At 28.9% G+C, this 12,095-nt stretch carries 9 protein-coding genes; 2 read left to right on the plus strand and 7 right to left on the minus strand.

Features of this window, described 5'->3' with window-relative positions:
• Positions 1–181: 181 nt before the first annotated feature.
• The 4 genes from ACX1M8_RS02435 to rpsL all read right to left on the minus strand — a co-directional run bounded on the left by ACX1M8_RS02435 (position 182) and on the right by rpsL (position 3,983).
• Positions 182–823, minus strand: a complete 642-nt coding sequence (locus ACX1M8_RS02435; protein WP_458797822.1) for a hypothetical protein — start codon at positions 821–823, stop codon at positions 182–184.
• Between the two features lie 111 nt (positions 824–934).
• Complete coding sequence (gene fusA / locus ACX1M8_RS02440; protein ID WP_458616416.1) at positions 935–3,025, minus strand: elongation factor G; 2,091 nt, start codon at positions 3,023–3,025, stop codon at positions 935–937.
• A gap of 14 nt (positions 3,026–3,039) precedes the next feature.
• A complete protein-coding gene (gene rpsG, locus ACX1M8_RS02445; protein ID WP_305938017.1) occupies positions 3,040–3,510 on the minus strand; it encodes a 30S ribosomal protein S7 in 471 nt (156 codons plus the stop codon).
• A gap of 62 nt (positions 3,511–3,572) precedes the next feature.
• Positions 3,573–3,983: a 30S ribosomal protein S12 gene (gene rpsL / locus ACX1M8_RS02450; RefSeq protein ID WP_078747258.1), complete on the minus strand. Its 411-nt coding sequence runs from the start codon at positions 3,981–3,983 to the stop codon at positions 3,573–3,575.
• A gap of 289 nt (positions 3,984–4,272) precedes the next feature.
• Here rpsL and ACX1M8_RS02455 point away from each other — a divergent pair, with 289 nt between their 5' ends.
• The gene (locus ACX1M8_RS02455) at positions 4,273–5,076 is read left to right on the plus strand and encodes a hypothetical protein (RefSeq protein WP_458807255.1); all 804 of its coding nucleotides are present in this window, start codon (positions 4,273–4,275) and stop codon (positions 5,074–5,076) included.
• Positions 5,077–5,358: 282 nt separating this feature from the next.
• Here ACX1M8_RS02455 and ACX1M8_RS02460 read toward each other — a convergent pair whose 3' ends face one another.
• Positions 5,359–5,514: a hypothetical protein gene (locus ACX1M8_RS02460; protein ID WP_458616418.1), complete on the minus strand. Its 156-nt coding sequence runs from the start codon at positions 5,512–5,514 to the stop codon at positions 5,359–5,361.
• Positions 5,515–5,815: 301 nt separating this feature from the next.
• On the opposite strand from ACX1M8_RS02460, the gene ACX1M8_RS02465 reads away from it, so the two are divergent.
• Complete coding sequence (locus ACX1M8_RS02465; RefSeq protein ID WP_458836719.1) at positions 5,816–6,142, plus strand: hypothetical protein; 327 nt, start codon at positions 5,816–5,818, stop codon at positions 6,140–6,142.
• Positions 6,143–6,818: 676 nt separating this feature from the next.
• Here ACX1M8_RS02465 and ACX1M8_RS02470 read toward each other — a convergent pair.
• Together ACX1M8_RS02470 and lepA are read right to left on the minus strand one after the other, a co-directional pair.
• Entirely contained in the window at positions 6,819–9,824 is a 3,006-nt protein-coding gene (locus ACX1M8_RS02470; protein ID WP_458807253.1) for a UvrD-helicase domain-containing protein, read from the minus strand.
• Between the two features lie 301 nt (positions 9,825–10,125).
• Positions 10,126–11,934: a translation elongation factor 4 gene (gene lepA, locus ACX1M8_RS02475; protein ID WP_458616422.1), complete on the minus strand. Its 1,809-nt coding sequence runs from the start codon at positions 11,932–11,934 to the stop codon at positions 10,126–10,128.
• Positions 11,935–12,095 lie beyond the last annotated feature (161 nt).

Raw genomic sequence — 12,095 nt, forward strand, 5'->3', positions numbered from 1 at the left:
ATATCTGGTATAAAAGCCAGATATTTTAGTGTTGCAATGGAAATTGCATTTTAGTGTCTATACTCATTTTAGGGCATAGACTTTTAGTTTGTATTTTGCATAAAAATGCAAAACAATATAGTTTTATATTATATGAATATATGTAATTTTGTTATTTAAGAGAACCTTTTAAAATCTCATTCTATATTGTTTCTATAAATGAAGTAAATGATGTTTCGTTAACGTTTGCTAGAACACGTTCTACAAATGCATCAGAATTTGATGTTATCTGTGCTTTAATTTCTTCTAATGCTTTTATAGCTTCAGAATAGTCATTGTTTAATTCTTTCATGATTTTATTTACTCACATCATTTTTTCAGATAAATTAATTAATCTATAGTCGTAAAGTTTTTTAACCTTATTGTCAATTTCTGAATAAAATTCTAATGATTTATTGTCTTTGATAAAATCGTTTAACGCTTTATTACGCTTGTCCATTTGATTTTTGTCCATAAAGAATAATATAGGACATAATACAAAAACAATACCACCAAAAGCCATAAATCCAATACCATATTCTTGAGTTTCTGTATATTTATTGAATACTTTGTTTACAAATTCAACACCTTTATTATCTTGTTCAGATGTAAAATAATAAGCTCCTACAGCAATAATGATGATACCTACTATAGCAATTATTAAAGAAGCCAGTGCCATACCTATTGGTCTTTTCTTAAGTTTACTTATGTATTTAAAATCACCTGTTTCTTTTTGCTTTAATTCATCTATTGTACGATTCAAATTTTTAATTAATTTATTTTTGTAATTATCATTTAAAACCATTTTTTAATATCCTCCAATTTCATTCTACAAAAAAAAAAAAAACAAGTCGATAGTGAAAAAAGCATAAAAAAGGCTGGCTAATGCCAACCTAAATTATTAAATGAATGATAATTAATCTTCATCTTTATCTTGAATGTTTCTACGTTTGATGATTTCATCAGCAATTGATTTAGGACATTTTTCGTAGTGATCGAATTGCATTTGGTATGTTCCACGACCACTTGTCATAGATCTAAGTTCTGTTGAGTATCCGAACATTTCTGAAAGTGGAACCATAGCTTTAACGATAACAGCTCCATCGTTTCTTTGTTCTTGATCGTTAACAAGTCCTCTACGACGTGATAAGTCACCGATTACATCTCCCATGTGGTCTGCAGGAACAACTACCGCAACATCCATGATAGGTTCAAGTAATACTGTACCAATTTTATCTTTAGCTTTTGTAAGTGCTTTAGAAGCAGCAATTTTGTAAGCCATTTCTGAAGAGTCGACATCGTGGTATGATCCATCAAATAATGTAGCTTTAATGTCGATCATTGGGTAACCTGCTAAAATACCAGCAGCCATTTTTTCTTCAAGCCCTTTTTGAATTGATTTAATGTATTCTTTAGGAATTTTACCACCAACGATTTTGTCAACGAATTCAAATCCACCATCTGGGTTTGGTTCAAATTTAATTCATACGTGTCCGTATTGTCCCTTACCACCAGATTGTTTGATGTGTTTTCCTTCAACTTCAGCAGGAATTGTAATTGTTTCACGGTATGAAACTTGAGGTGCACCAACTTTAGCTTTAACACCGAATTCACGTTTTAGACGATCAACAATGATGTCAAGGTGTAATTCACCCATACCAGCAATAATTGTTTGTCCTGTTTCTTCATCTGTGTATGTTCTAAATGTAGGGTCTTCTGCAGCTAATTTTTGAAGTCCTAATGAAAGTTTTTCTGTAGCAGCTTTTGATTCTGGTTCAAGAGCTTGTGAGATAACTGGTTCTGGGAAAACCATTTTTTCAAGAACGATTTTTGGTGATTTTTCATCGATTAAAGTATCCCCTGTTGTTGTATATTTAAGTCCAACAGCAGCAGCAATATCTCCTGCACGACATTCATCGATTTCAACACGGTTGTTTGCGTGCATTTGTAAGATACGTCCGATACGTTCTTTTTGTTCTTTAGTTGAGTTGTATACGTAGCTTCCTTTTTCTAGAACCCCACGGTAAACTCTGAAGAATGTAAGTGATCCAACATATGGGTCAGTCATAACTTTGAATGCTAAACCAGCGAAGTATCCGTCATCTGTAGCTTCAACGTGAACTGTGTGTTCTCCATCGTAAGCTGGGATAGCTGGAACATCAAGTGGTGATGGTAAGTAATCAACAACAGCGTCGATCATTCTCTTAACACCTTTGTTTTTGAATGATGTACCACATACTACTGGGAAGAATTCTGATGTTAATGTAGCTTTTCTAATAGCTTTCTTAAATTCTTCAACTGTAACGTCTCCACCTTCTAAAACAACCATCATCATGTCTTCGTCAAAGTTAGCAACTGCTTCTAATAATTCTTGACGTTTTTCTTTAACGATGTCAACTAAGTGAGCTGGGATTTCTGTTGGGAATTCTTCTTCTTGAGCTTCCCCGTTGTATTTAATAGCTTCTAAAGTAACTAAGTCAATAATTCCTTCGAAATCTGATTCTGCCCCAATAGGTCATTGGATAGCAACTGCGTTTCCACCTAAACGTTGTTTAACTGAAGCAACTGAAGCAGCGAAATCTGCACCAGCTTTATCCATTTTGTTAACGTAAACGATACGTGGAACTTTGTAGTTTGTAGCTTGTCTTCAAACTGTTTCTGTTTGTGGTTCTACACCTGATTGAGCATCAAGTACAGCTACAGCACCATCTAATACACGAAGTGAACGTTCAACTTCAACTGTAAAGTCAACGTGTCCTGGAGTATCGATGATGTTAATTCTTTTTCCTTTTCAGAAAGCTGTTGTAGCAGCAGAAGTAATTGTAATACCACGTTCTTGTTCTTGAGCCATTCAGTCCATTTGTGAAGCACCATCGTGTGTTTCACCAATTTTGTGAATTTTTCCTGTGTGGAATAAAATTCTTTCTGTAGTTGTTGTTTTACCTGCATCAATGTGAGCCATAATACCGATGTTACGGTAATCTTTTAATTCATATTCTCTAGCCATATATTCCTATAAAACTATCATCTGAAGTGAGCGAAAGCACGGTTAGCTTCTGCCATTTTGTGTGTGTCTTCACGTTTCTTGATAGCTCCACCTGTTTTGTTTGATGCATCAATGATTTCGTTAGCTAAACGAACATCCATTGTTTTTTCGTTTCTTAATCTTGAGTATTGCACTAATCATCTAAGTGCTAATGTTTGTTTTCTACGTGGAGAAACTTCTGTAGGAACTTGGTAGTTTGTTCCACCAATTCTACGTGTTCTGATTTCTAATTGAGGTGTAATGTTTTCCACTGCTTCTAAGAAAACTTCCATTGGTTCTCTATTTGTTTTTTCTTTAATAATGTTAAATGCTGAATATAAAATATCTTGAGCAATTGATTTCTTTCCGTCAAGCATAATTTGGTTAATTAATTTTGTAACGATTACAGAATTAAAAACTGGATCTGCAAGTACTTCACGGATAGGTGCACTTTTCTTTCTTGACATAATTGTCCTCCTAATTTTTTAATGTGTTTTATTGTTATTAATTTAATAAAATTATGCTTTTATTATTTAGCTTTTTTTGCTCCGTATAAACTACGTCCTTGGTTACGTTTTGCTACACCAGCAGCATCTTGTGTTCCACGAACGATGTGGTATCTAACCCCAGGTAAGTCCTTAACACGACCTCCACGGATTAAAACAACAGAGTGTTCTTGTAAGTTGTGTCCTTCACCAGGGATGTAAGCTGTAACTTCCATTCCGTTTGATAACTTAACACGAGCGTATTTACGTAAAGCTGAGTTAGGTTTTTTAGGTGTCATTGTTGCAACACGAGTACATACACCACGTTTAAATGGTGAAGCCATTTTTTTAGCTTTTTTGATTAATGAGTTGTAGCTTAAGCTTAATGCAGGAGCATTTTGCTTTCTTGTTTTTGAGCTACGACCATTTGTAACTAATTGATTAGTTGTTGGCATTTTTTGCTTCCTTTCGTTTATTTTATGTTTGTATAAAAATAAGATTAATTCTAATAAAAATTTTAGGCTATCTAAAATAGCAAAACTATTATATAACAACTTACCCGTGTGTATCATCTTTTTTAATTTTTTTTATGCCTATTTTTAGGCTTATTTCATTATTTTTATAAGATTTTCTTCATTAATTATTTAACTAAATCACATATATTTTAATTTTGTTTCTAAATACTTTAATTCTTGTATGATTTAACTCATAAACTTAATAAACCATTATTTTAAAAGGAGTTTTATGTCACTATCAAAAGCACTTTGGTACTATTGAGTACCTATTTGGGTGCAATATTTTGTAGGTTTATTTCTATCCATTGATATTACGACACTAACCTTATATTTTTGCAATAAAGGTCAATCATTTTGATATGCAAGTGTAGTGTTTTCTTCTATTATTGGATTCTTATTCCTTATTTATATAACAAATTGAACATTCAACTTTAAAGGTATTTTTAGAGTTGATGCGATTCCGTATGATTGAAATAAAGAAAACACTTATAAAAAACATCCTTTTTGGAAGTCTATAAAATCATTCCTTTTTTATTATGAAAAATACGATCAAACAAATAAAGATGAAGATAATAATGAACAAAAAGAACTTAATATAGGAACTTTTGATAAAACTCAATTAAGAAACTATTTTATGTACAAGGAACGAATCAATACCAAAAAGATATTTAAATTAATGAACTTTCTTCCATTCTTATTAGGATTTTGATTTGGAATTTTAATTTGTTTTATTATTACCTTAATAACACTAACTCATTCTCCTAAAATGCATTTATTTAGAATATTTATAGCACTTTTTGTTGTGACTTTTTGTGTTGTATCATTATGTATTCTAAATATTTGTAAATCAATTTTTGTTGATATGTTTTTAGAAATATTTTTAAATAAGGCTTGTGACATAGATGAAAACGAAAAAATTCAAATGTACTTTAATGATTCAAAAGCTAAAGAAAGATTAGAAACCTATTCTAAAACCATTAATAGAGCTGACTATAAAAATTCAGCAATTATAAAAAGTAACAATAAAGTATAGCAGCGAATATAAAATATATAAAACAAAAATTTATTAATATAAATGAATAAAGGATTATCATATATTTTTTATTTTAGTATTATTTCATACTAGACCAATAATTGAAGGAGTTAAAAGAAACCATTAGGATAGATAAATAATATACCATTAGGAGCTATCAGTGCGATGTCAGCTCCTATAGGAGGGGTTGATTCAGTACTAACAGTTTCTGATATAGCATTAGATATAAGTTGATTTAAAACATCGAAGGAATTTGATGATAACAAAAACAAACATTAAATACTATTGGATTCCGGTTTGAGCTCCAGCTATATCAGGTTTTTCTCTTCATACATCGTTAGCTATATTAGCTTTATATCATTTTAATAAAAGTCAAAATATTCTGAATTGAATTATAGCTTTTGCTTCTATTTCTTGTTTTTTCTTTCTAATTCACATTATTAATTGAATTTTCAATCATAAAAAAATATTTAATTTAGATTTGTGTGATTATAAATTTAATAAAAATGTTTTAATAATCAAACACCCTTATTGGAGTGCTCTAAGGTGCGCTATTGCATTTTTATATACCGGAAGAATAATAGGATATGAGCCAACTTCTAAAGTTGATGTTAAGGAAATTTCAGATCTTGAAAAATAAGAGAAAATAGACACATCACAATTGGAAAATTATTGTAGCTATAAAGATTCTATTAATTGTAGAAAGATATACTGAATAAGTGCTTTTGCACCATTTTTAATGGGGTTTGCTAATGGAATTGTTGTTACTTTCTTTGTTGTTCTATGTGCTAAACCTTCGATTTATAAATTCCCAACTTGAACAAAAGTTGTTTCTGGTATTATGTTTTGTACACTGCCTATATTAACTACTAATTTATTATGAAGTTTAAGATCAATGTTTGCAGAAATATGTATAAACCGTAGTTTCGATATGGATCATTTAGAAAAACTAAAATATTTTGTGAAAACTAGATCTAAATATAACTCAATGACTCAATACCTAAATACTATTGAAAGTGAACCATTTCTCGAATACATCGGAAAGTCATTTATCCGATATTCGTAATGAATGTATATTTGTTTAATTAAATTTCCCTATGACATAGAGATTTTTATTTTAGTCTGCTAAAAGGACAAAGAAAAATGGAATATATTAGAGAAATTGTTTAGACACATTCCAATTTAAGGAAGGAATGTGCTCGATTGCAATCTCAGTGCAACACAAAAATATCTGGCCTATGTCAGATATTTTTCGTACCCTCTAATTTATATTTAATATTTCTTTTTAAAAAATTTGTTTTTAGATTTGTTGCTAGGCTTTTTTAAGATTTGACCTTATAAAATATTTTTTCTTCATCTGGTATATGAGTTCACTTATCCTTATAATAGTTCCAATTGAAAAACAATTCATCAGCTGATTGCCATTCATGAATTTCTCTTTGCTATATTCCAAAGAGAATTATTTAATTTCTACAATACAAATGAATTGGCATATGAAAACTTTATGTTTTAATTAATTCATTTGTGGTTTGATATAGCACAGGAAAACCACAAAGAAATCTAGAATATAAAAACACCATATGAATATTCTAATCATATGATGTTGAGTGTCTAAATTTTTTATCCTAATATAGAAAAATTTTCTAATAATAATTTTTTAAAGTTCAGTTTAATGATTTAAAACTATTCATAGATAACTTATCTTTATTTTTTCATTTTTATCACCATCTATAAAAACCTAATTAATGATAAAATGCTTTTTTACCTTTCCTAAATTTTTTATTACTTGTGTATTTATAATTATAAGATTTTTGTTTTGGCTGACACTTCTTATAACTTCTACATTTTTGAAAATGACTACCATCTTTCTTTTCATATCAAATTAAATAATCACCGCATCTACCACAAAACTCGGGATTAATCAAATCAGTTGCTTTTATTGTGCATCTACACATGTTGCATTTGTAATAATCTTTAAAGAAATTTCCTAACAGTTCTCCTTGATTGCATTCTTTACATGGAAAGCTTTTTAATTTAGTAATTATGTTTTGACTGTTCTTTTTTTCTTGTGGAAAAATAATATCACATGCATTATAAATTTCTCTTAAGAATACTGAAGGCTTTTTCATATCAGCAATAACATATGTATAAGATTTCGTTCTAGTTAAAGCGACATATCAAAGTCTACGTTCTTCATCGAAATCATAACCTTGAGCTTTATCTAATACTAGATTAATAATTGAATCATCTTCTATCTTATTAGGGAAACCTGTTGCTGCATCGTTTGCATTTATAATAACTACAAATTCATCCTCTAATCCTTTCGAACCATGCACAGTGGCGAATTTGATATCAAAATCTTTGTATTTATTTGATGATAATTTCATAATTTTGGAATTATTATTTCCTTTAATTTTAAAATCTTCATTAAGATAATACTCAATATCACTATTATTACGTCCTAATAATAAAACTGAAGCATTTGGATTCTTTAATTCAATATTGTCTAATACATAATCTAAACATTGATGCATTTTATTTTCATAGTAGAATGCTACTTTAATTGGGTTCTCTAATGTAATATTAGATTTAATATTTTTTTTAATCTGATTTTGATTTTTAGTTACAAAGTAAACAGCGATATCTTGCAATTCCTGAGAATTTCTATACGTAGTTGTTATCTTACTTATTTCTCCTGATGGAAAATGATGTTTGAAATCTAAGAAAATATTTATATCACAACCATTAAAGCTATAAATAGATTGTCAATCATCACCTGCCGCAAATAATTTTGCATCACTACGATGGATAAGGTTCTTTAGTAATTTTATTCTGCTATGTGATATGTCTTGAAATTCATCAACAATAATATATTTGTAATTAAATAATGATTTATCAACAGTTTTTATAACGTTAATAGATTTTAGAATCATGTCATCAAAATCGATTCGATTTAAACTATTTAAAAGATTTTTGTAATATAGATAAATATCTTTAGCAATTTCTAAAAATAGTGTAGTTCTTTTGCAATCGCTGTTATAACTACATTTTTTAAGCAATTCATTAAAACCATATTCATTTTCATATTTTCCTTTGTACAAGCTTAAAAAGTGTTTCATTATATGAATAAATATACTGAAATCTCAGCCTTGATAATTTGAATTTCAACAATCTAATATTTCTGCGTCATTTAATTTTCTAAATTTAACATTATGTCTTTGTAAGTGCTCATCAAGATGTTTGAAGATATTCCCTTCTTTAAACTCATAAGAAAAAGTATTTATGCATTTAGTTTTATATTGTAAATGTATTTGTTCTTTTCATTCCTTAATTTCATTATATTTTATATTTTCAGTTTCACTAAATCTTCCATTTCGTCCATTTTTATCAATTCCATAATGTTCATGATAAATATCATAGTCTCTTAAGTAAAAATCTGGCTTATACTGACGTTTTTCGCTTGTACCTAGATCTATTTTATATGGCTGTTCATATTCATAATTAATTCCATTTATAAAGTAATAATTTGCAATAATTAGCTCTTCATAACTCTTAACTTTTTCTTTTTTAAGTGTTATTTTATTATTTGTATTACCCAAGGACTTTAAAGCTTCTCTTTGAGTTTTAAAATTATCACTTTTAGAATCATTAACTGCATCAATTTGCTCTTCAATAACACCCTTGTAATAATTATTTAAATACAATCCGCAAAAATCAATAACTTTTTTCATCATTTCGGGTTTAGAAGTGATTTCTGTTCTAAAATATTCCTCAATTCTATTATCGAATTGATCATCAACATTTTGAACCTTATGTTCGGCTGTATTTAATATTTTTAGCCCTAAACTATGAAAAGTAGAAACTTCCAATTCTGGATTAATTAAATTTAATTTTTGTCGTAAATCATTAACAGATTTAACAGAATATGATAAGCATAAAATATCATTAGGATTAATATGTTCTTTTTCGAGTAAATATTTAATTTTTCCACAAATTGTTAAAGTTTTACCAGAACCAGCACCCGCTATAACTAATAATGCATTTTCGTCTTTCAATATAGCTTCTCTTTGTTCTTTATCTAAACTTTTACCATTAATATTATCGAACAAATCATTTCTAATACTTGCTTGTAGGTATAAAAGATTGTGATTTCTTATAAAAGTTTCAATATTTAACATTATATTAAAGTCATAAAAGCATTTTTTATATTTGTGCAATTCTTCTTTTAATTTTTGTGATTTATCTCTTAACATTTGTTGATAATTTTGGTTCAAATATTCCATTTTATTAAAATCATTTATATCAATAGAGTATTGTTTAAACAATTTATATTGTTGTTTAATATCATCATTGTATATTTTGATCTCATTCATGCACTTAATAAAATCACATGTTTGCTTGTTGATGATATGATTAGAAACCAAAAAATCTAAAGTTTCGAAATTTTTAATTTCATCAGTAGGCAAAAGATGATCAATATTTTGCAAATAATTCTCGTATGAAAAAGCACTAATGATATGCATATATTCATTTCATTTATTTACAAGATATTTGATCTGTTGAAATTTTTTCGTCAGCCTTTTATACCAAAATTTCTTTGAAGCTATTAATTCATCATTAAATAATTCCATACTTTTTAACTTATCTTGATCTTGGTCCATTTGATAGCTATTAAAGCTTTTAAGGAATAATTTATATTCCTTTAACTTAGATTTAAACTGCTTTTTTTCTTCCTTTGTTTTTCGCATAAATACCCCAATTTCCTTATATTTAAATTTTATCTAATTTTAAATTTATATATTATGCAGTATCTTAAGTATAAATAAAAGTGCAATATGGTACTTTTAGGACTATGTGGTAGTTTTATTATTATATTTTAATTATTTTTTCGGAGCTAAGTACATTTTATCTTCGGGAAGAACTAAAAAAGATGACTACTACACTTATTTTTATGGAATATCATCTTTTTAATTTTGGTTTAATTAAGTTAAATAAAAAATATCTTTAGCACATTTATATCCATTATGCTAAAGATAAATTATTTTTAAATTATTTTTTAGGATCAATATTAGTTTTTAGAACAGATAAGAATGCTTCTTGAGGGACTTCAATAGAACCAAGTTTTTTCATACGTTTCTTTCCTTCTTTTTGTTTCTTAAGAAGTTTTTGACGACGTGTAACGTCTCCACCATATAATTTAGCAGTAACGTCTTTACGATAAGCTTTAATTGTTTCTCTAGCAATAATTTTTCCACCAATTGTGGCTTGCACAGGGACTTCGAAGTTTTGTCTTGGAATAGCATCCTTAAGTTTTTGACATAATTCTCTAGCTGACTCATAAGCTTTTTCACGGTGAGTAATGATTGAAAAAGCATCAACTTTATCTCCGTTAAGCAAGATATCAACTTTAACTAAATCTGATTCACGATATCCTATTCATTCATATTCAAATGAAGCATATCCCTTGGTAGTACTCTTTAATCTATCAAAGAAGTCAAAAATTGTTTCAGCTAACGGTAACTCATAAACTACTTTAGAACGTCTTGCATCAACAGTTTCTAATGCTTTATAAATTCCACGTTTGTTTTGACATAATTCCATTACGTTTCCGATGTATTCATTTGGAACAAAGATACTTGCTTCTACATAAGGCTCTTCAATTTTATCTATGAATGTACGATCAGGGAATAATGTAGGGTTAGAAATCATTTCAACTTCACCTTTAGTTGTTGTAACTTTATACTCTACAGATGGAGAAGTTGCAATAATTCCAACTTTATATTCACGATCTAAACGTTCTTGAAGAATTTCCATGTGAAGCATACCTAAGAATCCAACTCTAAATCCAAACCCTAAAGCTTTAGAAGTTTCTTGTTCCCATGTGATTGAGGAATCACTTAAAGAAATCTTTTCAAGTGATTCTTTTAAATCCATATAGTCTCTAGTATCAATTGGATAAAAACCAGTAAAGACTACAGGCTTCATCTTTTTATATCCTGGTAATGCTTTATCAGTTGGATTATCAGCTAAAGTAATTGTATCTCCGACATGAACTTCTTTAGCATCACGGATTGCTGCAGAAACTCATCCTACTTCCCCAGCAACCAATTCATCCTTCTTAGTTTCATAAGGATTTCTGACCCCTAAATCAATAACATGGTATGCTTGTTCTTCAGCAGGTCTAGACATAAATATAAATCTATCACCAGTCTTAAGCTTACCTTCGAATACACGAATTAGCATAACAACACCACGGTAAGGATCAAAGTAACTATCAAAAATTAAAGCCTTAAGTGGTTTATTATCATCAGCATTCTTAGGTGCAGGAATGTATTCTACGATAGCATCTAGTAATTCAGGAACACCTTGCCCTGTTTTAGCAGAAACTAAAATAGCATTTTCAGTTGAAATTCCTATTACATTTTCTATTTCTTCTTTAACTTCTTCAACATTAGCACTTGGTAAATCAATCTTGTTAATTACAGGAAGGATTTCTAAATCATTTTCAAGAGCTAAATAAACATTTGCAAGTGTTTGTGCTTCAATACCTTGAGTGGCATCTACAAGCAATAAAGCACCTTCAGAAGCAGCTAAAGAACGTGATACTTCATAGTTAAAATCCACGTGCCCAGGTGTGTCTATTAAATGAAAAATATAGTCTTTATATTTGATTTGAACAGCATTAAGCTTAATAGTGATTCCGCGTTCTTGTTCAAGATCCATAGAATCTAGAAATTGAGCTTTTAAATCTCTATTTGCAACTGTATTTGTGTACTCTAAAATTCTATCTGCTAGAGTACTTTTTCCATGATCGATGTGAGCTATTATTGAGAAGTTTCTTATCTTGTCTTTATTCATAGTTTATATTTTATATTTTTTTATAAAAATTTTTAGCAAATTTACTATTAGTGCTATAATATAACCAGTGCTTGAGAAATCAAGAATGAGATATCTATAAGATATCGCTGCTTGCGTTAAATATACACGCCTTTCACATAATAATTAACTCGTTACGGCGA

This window comes from Mycoplasma tracheobuteonis, assembly GCF_054456995.1.